The organism is Psychrobacter sp. CX21, from assembly GCF_057396255.1.
In genome coordinates this window covers 1-18,298 of sequence record NZ_JBXYJG010000011.1, presented here as the reverse complement: position 1 = coordinate 18,298, position 18,298 = coordinate 1, and the positions used below count along the sequence as shown (strand labels likewise).

The 18,298-nt window shown below is 40.0% G+C and carries 18 protein-coding genes; 12 read left to right on the top strand and 6 right to left on the bottom strand.

The window, feature by feature from the left end; all coding sequences use genetic code 11:
- Window positions 1–104 precede the first annotated feature (104 nt).
- The 5 genes from AC2SLP_RS07600 to AC2SLP_RS07580 form a co-directional block, all read right to left on the bottom strand.
- The gene (locus tag AC2SLP_RS07600) at window positions 105–1,013 is read right to left on the bottom strand and encodes a recombination directionality factor (protein ID WP_486536072.1); all 909 of its coding nucleotides are present in this window, start codon (window positions 1,011–1,013) and stop codon (window positions 105–107) included.
- Between the two features lie 101 nt (window positions 1,014–1,114).
- Window positions 1,115–2,152 (bottom strand): YqaJ viral recombinase family nuclease, encoded by a 1,038-nt coding sequence (locus tag AC2SLP_RS07595; RefSeq protein WP_486536071.1) that lies wholly within the window; start codon window positions 2,150–2,152, stop codon window positions 1,115–1,117.
- Between the two features lie 88 nt (window positions 2,153–2,240).
- Window positions 2,241–3,233 (bottom strand): DUF932 domain-containing protein, encoded by a 993-nt coding sequence (locus AC2SLP_RS07590; protein WP_486536070.1) that lies wholly within the window; start codon window positions 3,231–3,233, stop codon window positions 2,241–2,243.
- A gap of 53 nt (window positions 3,234–3,286) precedes the next feature.
- Complete coding sequence (locus AC2SLP_RS07585) at window positions 3,287–3,568, bottom strand: hypothetical protein (protein WP_486536069.1); 282 nt, start codon at window positions 3,566–3,568, stop codon at window positions 3,287–3,289.
- 130 nt (window positions 3,569–3,698) lie between these two features.
- Window positions 3,699–4,559, bottom strand: coding sequence for a YagK/YfjJ domain-containing protein (locus AC2SLP_RS07580; protein WP_486536068.1), 861 nt, complete (start codon window positions 4,557–4,559; stop codon window positions 3,699–3,701).
- A 453-nt stretch (window positions 4,560–5,012) separates the two neighbouring features.
- On the opposite strand from AC2SLP_RS07580, the gene AC2SLP_RS07575 reads away from it, so the two are divergent.
- The 12 genes from AC2SLP_RS07575 to AC2SLP_RS07520 all read left to right on the top strand — a co-directional run bounded on the left by AC2SLP_RS07575 (window position 5,013) and on the right by AC2SLP_RS07520 (window position 16,981).
- Entirely contained in the window at window positions 5,013–6,239 is a 1,227-nt protein-coding gene (locus AC2SLP_RS07575) for a hypothetical protein (RefSeq protein WP_486536067.1), read from the top strand.
- A gap of 447 nt (window positions 6,240–6,686) precedes the next feature.
- Entirely contained in the window at window positions 6,687–7,175 is a 489-nt protein-coding gene (locus AC2SLP_RS07570; protein WP_486536066.1) for a hypothetical protein, read from the top strand.
- A gap of 254 nt (window positions 7,176–7,429) precedes the next feature.
- Window positions 7,430–8,338 (top strand): urease accessory protein UreD, encoded by a 909-nt coding sequence (locus AC2SLP_RS07565; protein ID WP_486536065.1) that lies wholly within the window; start codon window positions 7,430–7,432, stop codon window positions 8,336–8,338.
- 240 nt (window positions 8,339–8,578) lie between these two features.
- Window positions 8,579–8,881, top strand: a complete 303-nt coding sequence (gene ureA, locus AC2SLP_RS07560) for an urease subunit gamma (RefSeq protein ID WP_486536064.1) — start codon at window positions 8,579–8,581, stop codon at window positions 8,879–8,881.
- An 11-nt stretch (window positions 8,882–8,892) separates the two neighbouring features.
- Window positions 8,893–9,234: an urease subunit beta gene (locus AC2SLP_RS07555; RefSeq protein ID WP_486536063.1), complete on the top strand. Its 342-nt coding sequence runs from the start codon at window positions 8,893–8,895 to the stop codon at window positions 9,232–9,234.
- Window positions 9,224–10,927, top strand: a complete 1,704-nt coding sequence (gene ureC / locus AC2SLP_RS07550) for an urease subunit alpha (protein WP_486536062.1) — start codon at window positions 9,224–9,226, stop codon at window positions 10,925–10,927. Before AC2SLP_RS07555 ends, ureC begins: the two co-directional genes overlap by 11 nt.
- 38 nt (window positions 10,928–10,965) lie before the next feature.
- On the top strand, window positions 10,966–11,529 hold the full coding sequence (locus AC2SLP_RS07545) for an urease accessory protein UreE (protein WP_486536061.1): 564 nt from the start codon (window positions 10,966–10,968) through the stop codon (window positions 11,527–11,529).
- A complete protein-coding gene (locus tag AC2SLP_RS07540; protein ID WP_486536060.1) occupies window positions 11,519–12,226 on the top strand; it encodes an urease accessory protein UreF in 708 nt (235 codons plus the stop codon). The genes AC2SLP_RS07545 and AC2SLP_RS07540 overlap by 11 nt, the downstream gene beginning before the upstream one ends.
- A gap of 58 nt (window positions 12,227–12,284) precedes the next feature.
- Window positions 12,285–12,923 (top strand): urease accessory protein UreG, encoded by a 639-nt coding sequence (gene ureG / locus AC2SLP_RS07535; protein ID WP_486536059.1) that lies wholly within the window; start codon window positions 12,285–12,287, stop codon window positions 12,921–12,923.
- Between the two features lie 138 nt (window positions 12,924–13,061).
- A complete protein-coding gene (locus AC2SLP_RS07530; RefSeq protein WP_486536058.1) occupies window positions 13,062–13,649 on the top strand; it encodes a HupE/UreJ family protein in 588 nt (195 codons plus the stop codon).
- Window positions 13,650–13,933: 284 nt separating this feature from the next.
- On the top strand, window positions 13,934–16,132 hold the full coding sequence (betT, locus tag AC2SLP_RS07525) for a choline BCCT transporter BetT (protein WP_486536057.1): 2,199 nt from the start codon (window positions 13,934–13,936) through the stop codon (window positions 16,130–16,132).
- 321 nt (window positions 16,133–16,453) lie between these two features.
- Complete coding sequence (locus AC2SLP_RS07520; protein ID WP_486536056.1) at window positions 16,454–16,981, top strand: PepSY domain-containing protein; 528 nt, start codon at window positions 16,454–16,456, stop codon at window positions 16,979–16,981.
- A gap of 45 nt (window positions 16,982–17,026) precedes the next feature.
- Here the strand turns inward: AC2SLP_RS07520 and AC2SLP_RS07515 are convergent, their stop codons facing one another.
- Entirely contained in the window at window positions 17,027–18,241 is a 1,215-nt protein-coding gene (locus AC2SLP_RS07515; protein WP_486535535.1) for an IS256 family transposase, read from the bottom strand.
- Window positions 18,242–18,298: the final 57 nt, after the last annotated feature.

Below are 18,298 nucleotides of genomic sequence, written 5' to 3'. Positions count from 1 at the left end.
CAGTCCCATATTTTTTTACTGCATCTCATACTGCCTTTCGCTATGACATAAAAAAAGGAGCTGTTTACCAGCTCCTTTTTTATGCTCTGAAAAAACGACTTGCGTTAATTCACGCTCGACACGCTTTGCCTTAAGCCACTTGCAATATCAGCAAATTGAACCACATCCTGCCCCTTACATTGAGCCTTAACCTCAAGGTCATAATTCTCAATTGGCTCGGGATAAAACTCATCGACCACACCAACAGTATCTTCATCAGCAAAGCCTAATTCTGAATTGCCATAGCCTTGTTTGGCAGCCACATCCAATGCCTGCTGATTAAAGCCATAGCTTTTAAGCTCATTATCCATCGTCTGTGCTTGCTCTACGGCTTGTAAGATAGTGATACCATCTTCTAGCGTTAAATCCACATAATAAATTGGTGTTCGATAGCTTTGGGTCGTGCTTTTACCTCGCAGTGTTAGTTGTAGTGGTAAGCAAGACAGCTTGTTGTTAGATACCGCTGAGAAGTAATTGAGCCTAGCTGCCAATGTGCGAATACTATTAAAGCCTGTGGTTCTAAACACAAAAGTCCCTAGCTCATCGTCTTCGCTAATATTGACATACAGTCTGCCATAAGGCTTACACGCACCTCCTTTGGCTAATGGACACATTTCAGGGGATGGACAAGGGTGTGTTTCAACACCTTGTTGAGTTCGCCTTTTACAGCTTTCCCCATCACCGACACAAACAGGTCGCCCTGTTTGACGATCAAACAAAGTGTATTCTGCTCTAAGATTTAGCTCAGGCTCATTAAACAACATACGTACCGGTATCTTGCGTAGCTTACCGTCACTTTGCTCTCTGAACTTGGCATCAAGCGGATGGTTGATCCAGCCCTCCTTACCTTGTACTTGACTGGTTATGGTGAACTGGTCATCTTTAGTAGGCAGGCGCTTGCCATTTTTCTCAATGGTACCGCCTATACTGATACGTCCTAAAACTGGTGGGGTGATAATTAGACCTTTAATCATGATGTACTCCTTGGATTTGTTCATTGTTTATTTATGCAGTGGTTGTTAAAAATTAACGCCATAAAAAAGCCCACCTTTATGGTGGGCTTGCTATGCGTTTATTAGGTATTGGTATTGACTAAAAAGCGACGGCTACCTTGATGTGTTTTACTAAATTGCTTGAGCAGCTCAGGCTTAGCTTTAAGCAGTGCCTTGCTATCAAGGGTTGTGCTGTCTTTTGATCGCTTCCATGAAATGCTGCCTTTATCAAACACAGCCACTTCATTGTCTTTGATTAATGCTTTCAGTTGATGCTTGACCTGATCATGGCGCTGCTCAAGCTCGCTGATATCGTCACGATAGCTAATGAGCTTAGCAAACAATTTATTAGCACCTTCATCATTACTTAAATTAATCTTACTGGCAGGTTTAGGGGATGGATAAAGTAGCTTTAATGCTTTGGCTGCTGATCCGCTGTGATCAGGGTTAGGTGGTGTATCTGATTCAACGTATTGCCAGAATAAACGCTCATGTTCAATGATGCTAGCAATGAGACGCTCATCACGCTCAACTCTAAATAGCTTTGTTTCATGGCCACATAGCAGAACACAGATATGAGCCGCCTGTTTACCTGTCACTGCCAGTTGATGTTGCACTTGGCAAGCAACGTATAATGGTACGCCATCTTTCCAAAGCCTAGCGCCATGCTCCCCTGCTGTCTTACACTCAAGTACTTGCACCTCATCTGTGCCAACTACGGCATAGTCTAAGTTAGCTAACATAAAGTGCTTATCAGGGTTAGGGTGTTGTAAGACAGCATTGACTCGGCGCACCTTATTACCAGTATGTTCACTGTAATATTTAGCGACCAAAGGCTCTAGCTGATTACCCCAGTAAAGTGGTGAATAGCCATCACTACCTTCATCTATATTGGAATCAATGCGACCGGTCTTAAGCATCCACAGTTCAAGCATGGATAAGTAAGGGTGAATGCCACAAGCAGCAGCGGCATCACTGCTACCTATACCCAGCTTACGGATCTTAAGCCAGTTATCATGACTTAATTTTCTAGTATTAACCAATCGCTTGGCAGTTGTACTTGTTTTAACAGCATGGGTTTTTGTTAGCTCATTTTGATTGTTTAATGCAAGTGTTGTCATTGTAGACTCCTTAATAGTTGTTAAAATAAACGGCATAAAAAAACCACGCTCTAAGGCGTGGTTTAGTGTTGTTATATATTAAGTAAAATTAGGCGATTAGACGTAATGCCTCATTTTTGGCTTTATCTTTTAGTTTGGCTCCTGCACCAAACCAAGCTGAATCAAGCCTATGATCTTGCGACATGGCTCTACGCTCATGATCCACATATTCGGTCATAGCTGATAGTAGTCCATAAGCTGTATCCTTAGCTGAGGCTAATTCTGCACCACGCCCTTGACCGTTAAACATGCTCATTACTTGGTTCATAGCTCGTGCATTAGGCACAGCCTCTTTTTGCTGCTTGGCTGTATTAAATAAAATGATGCCGTCATCAGTATCATTAAATACACGATTAAAGTAATTGGCAGCTTCTGCTTGTGTGACTCGTCTGTTGGTTAACTGCTTCATCTCATAGTTAAACTCATCCCATTGACTAACAGACACGCCCAACTGACGTTTCACCTTATCACCATCAAATGCGGTACTGTGTGGTACTTTTACCAGACCACCACTACCATCAGCTAGACTAATGGCTAAGGTGTTATTACACACCACCCGAATATTGGTGAACTGCGCTGTAGTTGCAAGCGTGCCATCACAAGCGGTCGCTAGTAATAAATACCCATGACTAACATCACCGCCTTTTAGAGCTGCTGACTGACCTGTACGGGCTAATGCCCATAGCTTGCGCCCACCTTTTAGCACTCCTGCTGTTTCAAGTTCAAAGTCTGCTTGCTCGGTTAAGTCACGATAAAACTCTAGTATCTCCTCAGGCTGAACCTCTTGATACCTTTGGCTAACCACAGATAAAGGCTCTAAGGTATCGCTACGATAAAGTACTTTGTTTTTGTCATAAGGCATGATGATGCTTTGACCTCTATCATTGGTTGCCATATAGCTGACATCAGAGGATTCAATACGCCAATCCATACCTGCTTTTTTAGCCCATACTTCAAGTGGTTGGTTTTTAGGTAACTGATTACCTAAGCCATGCCAAGGGGTTTCGCCAACGTATGCCATGCTTTCTACTAAATGTGCCATAAGATTATTTCCTTATATAATTTTGATAAATAATTAGTTATTTAAACAGCTGATTAATTGAATCTATGAAAAACGTAAGAACAGTGACCACAGCGGTATTGTGATGTGTTCAATAAAGGGATTGATGATTGCTCTGGTCGAACTTGTTTAATAGCAGCAACTAAGGCACTGCCAACCACAAGACCGATGCCAGGATTAATGTTAAGTGACCGACATAAGCTGATACTCAACGGGATAAGTATTGCAAAGGATACGATCCTATCTTTGAATGGATCGCTATAGTCAGTCATCTCATATACCTCAGTTGACTGACAACGAGGACATACTTGTTTCATAAGAACTCCTTAAATTTAGGGCATAAAAAAGGCCTGCAATAGCAGGCCTTAATGATGCTCATAAGTTTGGTTATTGGATAAGCGTTAAGTGACTAACGCTAAATCTCATGAATGTAGTATGTATTTAAAATTAGTTTGTTATGGGCGGTAAGCCCCGACGCTTCTTTGTACGGTAAGAACCGTGACTAAATGTTTTCATACTTGATACTTTAGTTTTAAGACGTTGCTCAAACTTATCTGGCTTGGTAGTGAGATAACTAATTGTATTAATAGCACATTGGACCTGTTGGATGTTATTACGGTGAATCATACCTACCCCACAAACATTCCTCATCTTGAAGTAGATAGTATAATTGGGATCATTACAGTTGAAGTAAGCTCCTAAACCTTCTGTTATATCCACCCACTTTTCGCCAATTTGCTGACCTATAAAGCACCCCTTATGTTTTTTGCTACCATCATATAAAAGTACTAAATGGCAGTGAAGACCATTACTATAAGTTGAATTATATCCTTGCTCAAGAGACCATGCATATCCTTCGAGTGACTTAAATACGCCTTTCTTCCTTCTTATCCTATCTCTTAAAATACCAATATGATCATTAAAGTCCCGCACGGTTACTTTTGCTTGACTCTCAACTTTATATTTTAAGTCGACTCTAACGACTAACAAACGACTATAGTGATCAAACATTCGTTCTAAGTACTGTACTAAGGAGTTAGTATTACTGGACTCAACTAAATGAAAGTAGGTTTTACTCTGTAAAAACTCATACCTATACGTTTGAATCAACTCCATAAATCTGTAGGCGGACTCTCGATCCCACACTACTTCATCAGGATATAAATCTCCTTTTAAAATTTGAGCTGTACCTATGAACCATCTAACCGTTTCAGTATGTTCTAGATCCGGATCATCATAATACATCATTATTGGAAACAGATAGTTTAGTGCTAACATTACTGTATTTATATCAGTTTGATAAGACATGATTGCTCTTACCAACGAATCTATATCTGTTAAAACTTTACTTTGTGACTGTGTCTTATTTATCATTTAAATAGCCTATTAAGTTATTAATACATAACTTATAGGTATCCAGTAAATAATTATCGAACTACAATTAGAGGTTACTTGATACAATATTAATTTAAAGTCACTAGTTTCAATATAATATAAATAACCCACTTTAAGTGCATAAAGTGAAGCCGTATTAGCTTATTAAACTTTTCTTATTTTACACTATCACTTAAATTATTATAGGGGTATAGTTAGATTATAAGGTAGGAAAATATAATTAAGCTAAAAATAAGGTTAAAAACTGAATATATACTTACCAGGCCTTATAATTAGGGAGTTTTATCGGAGATAAATAGTATTTTTTTCCTACTTTTATGGACTTTTAACCTACTCTATAAGAGTTTTTTTGAAGGGAATCGAGCTATGACAAACACCAATAATTCAAATTTTAATATGAATAAACAAGATCAAACTTACGATTTAGATGAAGATGCTTACGAAGTTTTGGGTGATGCTAATCATGACAATTATACGGCAGTAAGTATTTCAAATAACGATGTACAGGAAATACAAGTTAACACACCAGAATATTCTAATTCATATCAAGAAGCTGTAATTCACGCTAACGCATATAATTTTACTCAGAGCTGTAAATTCAATACTGATTTATACTTTAATAACTTAAAAGAAAATGGGAAAGATTTAAAAGATTTTTACAAAACGATTGAACGTTTTAACGAAGATGAATGCAAAAGTTTAGTGATTGCCCATAATAATATTTCTAATGGTTATGGTTCGTCAATTGTAGAGTATGACAATGGGTCTTTCAAACTCACTTTAATAAGTATTTTCAAGAGTTGTTATTATCCTATTCAATACTTCCATGAACTGATGCAGTTCAAAATCAATACTCAATTACCAAATAGCTCGCTCGAATGGATAAAAATAGATCTACGTAATGCTTTACATGTGGCCTATATGGTCCAGGGGATACTCAACAGTAAATCTTTTGATGGAGCCGATGATCTAACTAACTTTATTTTGAATTACTTAAAATATGAAGTAATTGACTTTAACCATATACACTTAACACTACCTTACTATACTTCGTACGTCCCTCATAATAATACCAACCTTCTAACGTGGCGATTAGAAAATATAAAAGCTAACTATTTTAGAAACCGTACTGATAGAGAGATAAAATGGTTTAAAAGTGACGACAGTAGTCAAATTGAATGGGCGTATAACTATCTATGTTCTGAGAAAAGAGACTACTTGATACTTCAAGGCATCTTCATACCTAATACCTATAAAGATAAATATGATTTAGTTTTAGCTAGTCTTGATATCTTATCAAACGCTAATTACACCTACGAGGCTTTTACAAATAATATTGACTTGAATGACCCTTCTACCGATTTTGAGTCTATGCCAAAAATATCGTACAGAGCTAAAGTCATAGAAAATATGAAAGATGCATGGAATAAGTTTTCATCTGCTAACAAAAACGATGAGTTAAATGAGCTCAAGATATACAAAAAGAACCATGATCACTTAGACTCAATCATGAAAGCTAAAGGTACAACTGCTAATAAAGTGATCAGTCAGTTGATCGAGGATAAGTACAACGAACTATTTAAATCAAAGTAGACAATGATAGTTCTACTAGTTATGGGACACGGACTTAGTAATCAAAACCCAAACAATTATTTATCTGTACACTGCCATGTACACTCATTAACTAGTATAAAATAAAAACCTTTTAAATCAGTTGTTTGTCTGGTATATATGATTCCGACCACTGGTACCAATATATCTTTTATTGATATAGCAAACCCTTACAGAGATTCTGTAAGGGTTTTTTTGTTTTTGTATTTAAAAAATGCACCCCTTCACCACACTCTTTTATAGTATATTAAAATCCCTAGAACGAAACCATGACTTTATTCTTAATTTAATAAAATTAACATATTAATTATGGATTCAATTCATTAAGTAATTATGGATATAAGTTATTATGTAAATGTGAGTTGACGGGCTTATTTTTTGCAGATAACATCGAACGATAATTACTTTTTCTTTCACAGGACAAGAGTCATGACTAAAACAATAAATACAGGTAAGGCCTTCCCTATAGCTACGGATCCTCAGGGGGCGGACATAAAGTCTGAGGTCAAAAACATAAACCCTAAAGCCTCAACTAAAACTAATGAAGAGATGTTAGAAGGCTTAGTGAAATTTAAACCTGAACAGGTTTCTGAGTCAGGCAAACATATCTATGAAGCAAAACATAAAAATTTAATATTAAACCAACTTTATAAGTTGTTATCCGAAGGTCATAATTTGACCATGACCAAAAAAGCTTTGGCAATGTATCATAATATCAATACAGGGACATTGGACAAGTGGCGCAAATCTGCTGAAGATAAGAACGAAAAATCTGATCCAGATATCGTATTGAAGCAAGATGACAATAGTGATGATATTCTCGATAAACTAGACGATTTATTAAATGACATAGACAACATTAAGATGAAAGTCCTAGAAACTAAAGCACTTATTGAAAATCAGTCTAAAGACGGTTAATTGCTTAATAAAATGGCATGTTTATAAAATTTTATTTAAACTATAAGACATCTTTTCTCAGTTTATAGTTATAGGATGTTTGTACTACGGGACACCATTTAAAGTTAATATTAATATGGCACTGCCTTTGAACTTGGCATTAGCTATTAGATTTTGCACTACCTTAAAAAATTAGACCAATTAAATTATAAGAAAAGTGTGACAACTAAAACACTAATAGCAAAATTGTATTTGCGCTCAAAATGGATCTTTACATGACCGTATTAACTGTAGAACCACCCTCCTCTAAAACTAAAATCGACTATGGTCATCATTTTGATTCATCACGACACTGGCCTGCCTCTCTTACCTTAGGCTTTGCAGCCTACCCACAAGATGACACCTCAATCACCCGTATGAACGTATCACGTCATTACGGACCCCTTCGTGTTCAAAGAGCTTTTTATCCAGAAGGTCGAGATGGGTGTTGTCATGTATATTTACTCCATCCCCCAGGCGGTATCGCTAGTGGTGACTCACTAACAATTGACGTCACCGTATCCGAAAACGCTCAAACCCTGCTGACCACACCTGCTGCTAATAAATTATACAAAGCAGATAGCAATGGGGTCGCGTGGGCACAGCATACTCATCTAAAAGTTGCAAATGGCGCAACGCTTGAATGGCTACCGCAAGAAACTTTAGCCTTTGATGGATCAATTGGCAAACAAACCGTCGTCATTGATCTTGAGGACTCTGCTAAATGTTTGGGCTGGGAGATAATAGGGCTAGGTCGACCTGCCAGTGATTTGCCTTATGCAAGCGGCAAAATAGAGCAGCATTTTCAATTAACCCAAAACGGGCACCCTTTATGGTTAGAGCGTCAGTCTATAGATCCTACCCATCCTAGATTTAAAGGGATGTGGGGGCAAGGGGGTGCGACGGTTCATGCGACATTATGGACAGTTGGTTTAAGCGATCCAGATTTAGCGATTAGTGAGTTACGAAGTCAGTTAACTGCCAGTAAACATTGGGCAGTAACCTATCGACGTGGCGTGCTACTTCTTCGCTACCTTGGGATGGAGCGCAATGAGGCTTGGGAATTATTCCAAAATGCGCGAAATATCTTACGTCCTTTGCTCATTGATAAAGAAGCCACCACCCCACGGATTTGGTTAACCTAGCAAACTAATAACCCCTTAGGTGAATTCAGATTAGATTAAGCTAAATAACGTTATCATCACGCATTTTGGGTTTTATAACATTAACAACTCGGTTAATCTTTAAAATCAAGTTTTACCTTTAAAACGAGCTATATACAAGACATTCAATTTTATTTGGAAAATTTAGAATCTTAATTTAATAGTCAGATTTAAAAACTGTTCAAATCACCTTCTTTTATAACAATAACACGGGAGTCACACATGGAATTAACCCCAAGAGATAAAGACAAACTCATGCTTTTTACTGCGGGTTTGCTCGCTGAACGCCGCAAGGAAAAAGGATTAAAACTTAACTACCCAGAAGCCATTGCTTTTATAAGCTGCTCTGTTATGGAAGGGGCTCGAGAAGGTAGAACCGTTGCAGAACTAATGGGCTCAGGTCGTGAGATTTTGACGCGTGACGATGTCATGGAAGGCGTACCCGAGATGATTGAAAGTGTGCAAATTGAAGCGACTTTCCCAGACGGTACCAAACTGGTGACCATTCATCACCCTATTGTTTAAGGAGAGCAACCATGATACCCGGAGAATATAAATTTAAAGACGAAGATATTGAGCTATGCTCAGGCCGTGAAAGTTTCACCTTAGAAGTGGCTAATAAAGGTGACAGACCCATCCAAGTGGGTTCACATTATCATTTTGCTGAAGTTAACAGTGCACTAAGCTTTGATCGTGAAAAAGCGTATGGCAATCGTTTGGCCATTCCTGCTGGGACGGCTATCCGTTTTGAGCCAGGTCAGAAACGTGAAGTAGAGCTATTGCCGTATAGTGGTTTACGCCGTATTTATGGATTTAGAGGCGATGTGATGGGTGCCATTGATAAGAATGACGCGAAGGAGAATAATAATGAAGATTGATCGCGAAGCGTATGCAAATTTATATGGTCCTACCACCGGAGATCGCGTCCGTCTAGGGGATACTGAGCTGTGGATTGAGATTGAAAAAGATCATACTCACTATGGTGAAGAGGTAGTGTTTGGTGGGGGTAAGGTTATCCGTGATGGTATGGGTCAGAGTCAGCTCTGTGCTAAAGACGTGATGGATACTGTTATTACCAATGCCATCATTATCGATTGGTGGGGCATTGTAAAAGCGGATGTGGGCCTTAAAGATGGACGTATCGCCGCTATTGGTAAATCGGGTAACCCAGATACGCAGCCAGATGTTGATATGTGTATCGGCGCCGGTACTGAGATTATAGCCGGTGAAGGACAGATCTTAACCGCAGGCGGAATTGACACTCACGTTCACTTCATATGCCCTCAGCAATTTGAAGAAGCCTTAATGAGTGGTCTGACCACCATGATTGGTGGCGGTACAGGTCCAGCGACAGGGTCAGTAGCAACCACCAATACCGCAGGGCCTTGGTACATCGGTAAAATGATGCAAGCTGTAGATCAGCTTCCTATGAATATAGGCTTTCTTGGTAAAGGCAGTAGTAGCTCCCCTGAAGCTCTAGAAGAACAAGTCAAAGCAGGCGCTATGAGCTTGAAGGTCCATGAAGATTGGGCAGCTACGCCCGCCGCGATTAATAACGCTTTAAATATTGCTGATAAATACGATATTCAAGTCGCGCTGCATGCTGACAGTTTAAATGAATCAGGCTTTGTGCAAGACACTTTAGAGGCGTTCAAAGATCGCTGTATTCATTCCTATCATACCGAAGGCGCTGGTGGTGGACACGCCCCAGATATTATTATCGCTTGCGGTGAGCCTAACGTATTACCGTCGTCAACCAATCCCACCCGTCCTTATACTATTAACACAGTTGATGAGCATTTGGACATGCTGATGGAATGTCATCACTTGGATCCTAATATTCCTGAAGATGTGGCGTTTGCCGATTCTCGTATCCGACGTGAGACTATTGCGGCTGAAGATATATTACATGACCTTGGCGCGATTTCTATGATTTCATCAGACTCGCAAGCGATGGGACGAATCGGTGAAGTGGTATGCCGAACCTGGCAGACGGCACATAAGATGCGTATTCAGCGAGGCCTTCTTCCTGAAGATAAAGATCGTGGCACAGATAACTTCCGCGTCAAACGCTATATTGCCAAATATACTATTAACCCAGCGATTACGCATGGGGTTGCTCATGAGATTGGGTCCGTTGAAGTGGGTAAATTTGCTGATTTAGTACTATGGAAAACGGCATTTTTTGGGGTAAAACCTTCACTTATTCTTAAAGGCGGCATGATTGCTGGTGCACCAATGGGCGATCCAAACGCAGCGATCTCAACTCCGCAACCTGTTCACTATCGTCCTATGTTTGGTGCCTTTGGCGGCGCCGTATCTGCCACTCGCATGACCTTCGTTAGCCAAGCGGCGATGAACACAGGTATTGAAGAAAAACTGGGTCTTAAAAGCCAGTTAGTGGCCTGTAAAGACATACGGGACAAGCGTAAAAAAGACATGAAGCTAAACGATGCCTGTCCAGACATCTCTGTTGATCCAGAAACCTATGAAGTGCGTGCTGATGGAGAGCTATTGACTTGTGATCCACTCGCCGAAGTGCCATTGGCACAACGTTATCATTTGTTTTAAATACTACTATCCGTTTTAAATGCTTTAGGAAAGTATAAATGCTGCAATTAGTTGAAAGAATAGAGCATGCCACGATTGACGACGCTAAGGGTTATAATGGTGTTGAAATATTTGACACACTAACGCTACCTTATGAGCTGCGTATTCGTGGTCGTCTAAAAGCCACTACCAATAATGAGCATGAGGTTGGTTTGTTTTTAGATCGAGGTCCTGTATTACGTGATAAAGATTTATTAAAAGCGTCAACGGGTGAGATTATCCAAGTATTAGCTGCTGCTGAACCGGTAGCAACGGCTTATATCGAAGGCAACTTACCGCTGGCTCGACTGGCTTATCATCTGGGTAATCGTCATGTGTCACTTGCTATTGGTTCTGATAGCGATGGACGCCACTGGGTACGGTTTCCTCCGGACCACGTCCTAGAAGAGTTGGCTCGTCTGTTAGGCGCAGAAGTTGTACATCACGATGCCCCTTTTGATCCAGAATCTGGTGCTTATGCGCACGCTGGGCGTGAGCATGTTCAAAGTCATGGCTATGCACATAGTCATAATCACGAACACGAACATAGTAGCCACAGTCATGGACATCATCATGAGCATTGATTCTAAATCAACACCAATCACTGACTTGAGCTTGCTCGGACTCATGCAACTGGTTAGCCCTGCACTACCGATAGGCGCATTCGCCTGGTCTCAAGGTCTAGAGAGCGCATTTGAGCTTGAGTGGGTGACTAATGAAGAACAGTTATCTTATTGGATCACAGGTGTATTAGACGATGGACTGACTCGCTGTGAGTTACCGGTACTGGCTAGACTGATGCAGGCATGGGATGAGGCTAATAACGAACAATTAGCATATTGGAACGAATGGCTCCTTGCTAATCGAGAAAGCGCTGAGCTTAGTGATGAAGATACCCGGCTTGGACAGGCATTGGTCAGGCTGCTTAATAGTCTCGACTTGCAGCCCAATATTGATGACGGTGAGGCAAAATTCCCGCAAGAGACGACTTATCTTACTGCATTTGCGTGGACAGCACATAAGCGCGATGTGCCCGTTCGCTTAACGCTTATCGGCTTTGCTTGGGCATGGCTTGAGAACCAATTAGCGGTTGCTTGTAAGGCGATGCCACTAGGTCAAACTGCAGCGCAGCGCATTAATGAGCAGTTAAGACCGGAGTTGGTTGTTGCTGTAGATACTGCTTTATCACTTGAAGATGACGAGCTTGGCCCTATAATGCCAGGACTTGCCTTAGGCAGTGCCCAGCATGAAACTCAATACTCTAGATTATTTAGAAGTTAAAATTAACTATAGTTTATGTATAAACTAACGATCTGTATCAATAAAGGAAAATAAAATTATGACACACTGTTTACGAGTTGGCGTTGGGGGTCCTGTGGGCTCTGGAAAAACCGCACTATTACGCCAGTTATGTAGTGCTCTAAAAGACCACTACAATCTAGCAGTCGTTACCAATGATATTTACACCCGTGAAGATGCGGACTTTTTATTAAAGCATGATGCCCTACCGTCTGATCGTATTATAGGCGTAGAGACTGGTGGCTGCCCGCATACGGCTATTCGAGAAGATGCGTCCATGAATTTAGCCGCTATCGATGACCTACAAGCCCGTCATCCAGGTTTGGAATTAGTGTTAGTTGAATCAGGTGGAGATAATTTAGCAGCGACGTTCAGTCCAGAGCTTTCAGACTTAACTATCTATGTCATTGACGTCGCTGCTGGGGATAAGATTCCTCGTAAAGGCGGTCCTGGTATTACTAAATCTGATCTACTTATTATAAACAAAATCGATATTGCTGAATCTGTTCATGCGTCACTAGAGGTTATGGAGCGTGATTCGAAAAAGATGCGTGGTGATCGACCCTTTATTTTCGCCAATCTTTATGACGGCGTAGGTGTGGAAGAGATTATCAACTTTATTTTAGATAAAGGCATGCTGCCTGAGCGTCGTCCTGAAAAACTAGCTGCGAATGCTTAATTGGCTGTGTATTATCAGTGTTTTATAAAAATAGCCAAATTTATTAACTAAACAATAACGGCCACCAGTAACATCCAATAGTAACAGCCTAAAAAACCACGATTTTGGGTTAATAACATCACAAAAAGGAATCAGCGCATGAAAAATATAACAAAGTTAATGATTACAGCAAGCCTTATGGTTACTGCCTCTGTAGCGATGGCACACCCCGGTCACGATGGCTTAATACATGGAAGTGCTTTTCTAAGCGGCTTAACCCATCCATTTATGGGGCTTGACCACTTATTAGCTATGGCGGCTATCGGGTTTTGGAGTATGCGTCAAAATACTACCATGAAGCGTGGTACGCCATTGTTTGTGGCTGGCGGTATGATATTAGGTGCGGCAATAGCGTGGGCGGGTGTAAACTTAGCTGGTATTGAAACGGGAATTGCTGTGTCAGTACTACTCGCTGGTGTATTGATTGCAACGCTAGCTAAACTTCCTACCGCCGTTGGGGGTACTTTAGTAGCACTATTTATGATTGCTCATGGTTATGCGCATGGAACAGAAATGGCAGCAGGGGCTAATATTGCTACGTATATGATTGGCTTTTTAGCGGCTACGTTAGCAATTACCTATGGCGGCCGTGCGCTAGGTTCAGCGATGCAAAAATCAGACAACCGTGTTACCCGTGCTCTCGGCGGTGTGGTCGCAGTTGTTGGTGGCTTTATGGTTGCAGGTTAAGTTTTATAATTCAAATACTGTAGCTTAACTGTTATTTAAACAGCTATATTCTATCTAAAGCATATATCGTAAATCCAAAAGCCGTGGGTATTAACCTACGGCTTTTAGGTTTTACTGTAGCATTTAAAAGACGAAGGATAGATATAGAGTTATTCATTATTAATTTTGACCTAAAGTCTTAGTTTCTCTTTACCCACTTTATTGTTGCAATAAATTGATACTAACTGATACCAATAATCAATACTATTGCTCAATATTGTGGATAGTTATTAAGGATTATGAGTATGGCAAATAGCCCCAATGATATGGACAGTACAAATAGCAAAAATGCTAAGACTGTAGAGAATGTTTCCAGCTCACAGAGCACTGAATCTACTTTCACAAAACCCTTTGAACGTAGTCAGTTTGGCGGCTCCGTACGACTAAAGAAAGACAGTGATAGCGAGCCACCAATTTCGCGTAAAGATTTAAAAAAAGGAGCCGAAGAATTTTCGTCTCAAGCTAAAGCTAAAGTAAATTGGGGGGTGTTAATCATCTCCTCAATGATAATAGTTGCCTTTTCAATCTGGGCGATAATTATGCCGCAGCACGCAAGCTATGTTATGAAGCTTGTTGTGGATTGGATTGCGACCAATTTAGGATGGTACTACGTACTGACCATGACCATTGTTATCGGTTTTGTTATATGGATTGCTTTATCAAAGTATGGAAAAATCCGTTTAGGCCCTGATGACTCACGACCTCAGTACAAGCTTGCAACATGGGCAGCCATGTTATTTGCCGCTGGTGTTGGGATTGATATGCTCTTTTTCTCAGTAACAGGACCCGTTGTTCAGTATTTGCAGCCGCCTACAGGAGATGGACCTAATGCTGAGTCTTTACAAAATGCGGTGGTATGGACCATGTTTCACTATGGTATTGCAGGTTGGTCAGTATATGCTTTATTAGGTATGGCAATGGGTTACTTCGCTTACCGCTGGAACATGCCCTTATCTATCAGAGCAGCGCTATATCCTTTGTTAGGTAAACGAGTCAATGGGTCTTTAGGTCATTCAATTAGCACCATTTCACTGGTAGGTACTGTATTTGGTGTTGCCACGACTATGGGAATCGGTGTGGTACTTTTGAATGTAGGCTTCTCAAAACTGTTTGGTTTTTCCGAGGGGTTAAGTTTACAAATCTCTTTAGTACTTGGCGCAGTAATTCTTACTATTTTATCGACCACATCTGGAGTGGATAAAGGCGTACGCTGGATATCTGAGCTAAATCTATGGAGTGCGGTTGCGATGATGATTTTTATTCTCGTAGCTGGTCAAACCGCATTTTTATTAAACGCATTGGTAGAAAATCTTGGACAGTTTTTCGTCACTTTGCCCGCTCGTATGTTCCAGACGTTTGCTTATGAGCCAGGTAGTAGTGAATGGATGGGCAGTTGGACTCTTTTCTTTTGGGCATTTTGGCTTGCTTGGGGGCCTTTCGTGGGCGTATTTTTAGCTCGTATTTCTAGAGGTAGAACGTTAAGAGAGTTCGTCATCGCCGCGATCACCATCCCTGTATTATGTGATTTTATTATTGTTTCCTTCTTTGGCAACTCTGCGTTATACGAAGTCTTACAAGGTAATACAGCATTTGCCGAATTGGCAATGTCTAGCCCCGAACAAGGATGGTACGCTTTACTGGAGCTATTCCCCGGAGCTACCTTCTTAGTCATATTAGCCACACTATCAGGATTTTTATTTTATATTACCAGTGCAAATTCAGGTGCTATGGTAATGTCCAATTTCTCATCCTCTATTCCCGATCCTGCCGAAGATGGTCCTAAATGGCTGCGTATCTTTTGGGCGATATTAACGGCACTATTGACCATAGCGATGTTATTAGCAGGTGGGGTTATAACGATGGAATATGCCACGTTAATATTTGCTTTACCTGTAACCATCATTGCTTATCTGGTTATGTTCTCATTTTATAAAGCTCTAAAAATTGAAGCTGCTGAAAACGAAGGAAAAGTATTAAGACGACCAACCGTTGCGCCAAGTGGTAGTACTTTACCACATAGATCTTGGAAACAACGACTGGGTCAGATGCTGACTTATCCCTCAAGGCGTGAAGTACTCACCTTTATAAATAGAACCATTAAACCTGCTTTAACAGAAGTAGCTTACGAGTTTGAGCGTCAAGGCTATAAAATCTTACTTGATATCCCTGAAAATGACGATATTAACCTGAATAACAGCAGTCCAATACTAAAAGTAGTCAGCGAAGAGCACGAAGATTTTTATTATGAGGTTCTATTAGTAGACGTGCCCTCTCCTACCTTTAGTGGTAAAGCGCCGCCAAACTCAGGTTTGTATTATCGCCTAGAAGTTGCTACCCAAACGGGCTCGGGAGGATACGATTTGATGGGTTTAACCAAACAGCAAGTTATTGATGATGTTTTAGATCAATATGAGGCCTTTATCACTCATATTACAGCCCCTTAATTTGAACACATTTAAAGGATATAGTTGATTAAATTAGCTGTATAAATATAAATTTACTTATTAGGAAATGATTTACATTTATATTCAATTTTTAACAAAGTGATTAGAGAATTTTAAAATGACTACATTAAACTAACCGTAAGCATAAATTAATATGAGGATTATATAATTTATAACTATAAGAATCCTAACTATCAATCGAACAGTTAATAGTCTGGAATCAGTACTTTTACACCCTTTAATCTTTTTTTATCATCCTTTAGCCTCTTTTACACTTCAAGAACTAAAGTTTGATAAGAATATTTATATAGGAGAATATCTATGAAGATTTTAAAAATTATAGCATCTTCAACAGTTTTAACGTTTGCCGTAATGTCCTCAAGTATTGCGTTTAGTGCACCTCCTAAACCCCTTACCAATATCACCACTGTTCAAAATCAAATCAGTGTTACTAAAGCAGTTGATATTGCTAAAAGTGAAGCTCAAGGTATCGTTAAAAGCGTAGATTATGATCATGATGATTACGAGTATGAAGTAGAACTGATTTCTAATACTATGGAATATGAGTTTGAAATTGATTCAAATACTGGTAGAATACTTAAATCTTCAAGTGATAATTTAAGTAATAATGACATTCGAAAGTATGATGACCTAGTAAATGCAAAAATCTCACTGACTCAAGCTATGCAAATAGCTAATCGTAGCGTATCAGGGCAAGTGACTGAGGCTGAGTTTGATACCAAAAATGGTAAACCTGTTTTTGAAGTAAAAGTTATTAATTCTGGTCAAAAATATAAAGTGTATGTGGATACTATGACTGGTAGTGTTATTGAAACCAAACGTGATTAATCTGGCTTTATTTTGAGCCCATCCTGAATTCTGTGTAACTGCAATTTAGATTAAATGCTTACTAACACGCTCATCGAACATAATCATAAATCGATTAAGAGCAGACGTCCAGTTACGGATGGGCATCGACCACTTTTTAGACGCCTGCTGAGTCGCTAGATAAACAACCTTTAACGCCGCTTGATCAGATGGGAATATCTTACGCTTATTCACAGCGGTACGAATCACGCTATTTAATGACTCGATAGCATTGGTCGTATAAATGGCTTTTCTAATGTCTTTCGGGTAATCAAAGAACACGGTTAAGCCCTCCCAATTATTGCGCCAAGAGGTAACCACATGCGGGTATTTATCGCCCCAGATCTCATTAAACTGCTCAAGGCTAGCCTCTGCCAGCTCAAGCGTATCAGCACCATAAACCGCCTTTAAACCAGCCGCTACTTTTTTTCTATCTTTCCATGGTACAAACTTCATAGAGTAACGTACCATATGCACAATACATAGCTGAACCTGTGTGTTTGGATATACCGTATTAATTGCCTCGCTAAAGCCTTTTAAACCATCCACACAGGCAATAAGAATATCTTGAACCCCACGGTTTTGTAGTTCAGTGAGAATACCTAGCCAGAACTTAGCGCCTTCATTCTCCGATAGCCACATACCCAGTAGCTCCTTTTTGCCCTCAAGATTGACGCCTAAGGCCAGATAGATGGCTTTATTAATGATTTGCTTGTCTTGACGTACTTTAACGACAATGCAGTCTAAATATACGATAGGATATAAGCTACTTAGTGGACGATTCTGCCATGCTGTGATGTCATCTATGATGTTGTCAGTAACCCTTGATACGAGACTGGTTGAGATATCAACGTCATAGATATCTTTGATACTCTCAACAATCTCAGTGGTTGTCTGGCCTTTGGCGTAAAACATGATGATTTTATCATCGAGCCCAGTGATACGAGTTTGATGCTTTGCAACCAATACAGGATCAAAGCTTCCTTCACGGTCTCTGGGTGTAGATACTTCAATCTCACCTGTGTCACTGCGCACTGTCTTTTTGGTGTGACCGTTGCGCTTGTTTGGGGTATCCGCCTTTTCATGCTTAGGATAGCCTAGATGCTCTTCCATCTCGGCTTCTAATGCAGTGTCAATAAATGACTGCATGAGCTCTTTTTGAAATGCTTTGATGTCTTCAAAGCTGCCAACGTGTTTGGCCATTTGTTCGGCTAGTTTTTTTAGTTCTGTTTGTTTTGTCATTGCTTATTCTCCTTTACTATGGATTATAAGCAGTTACACAAAGTTTGGGAAAGTCTC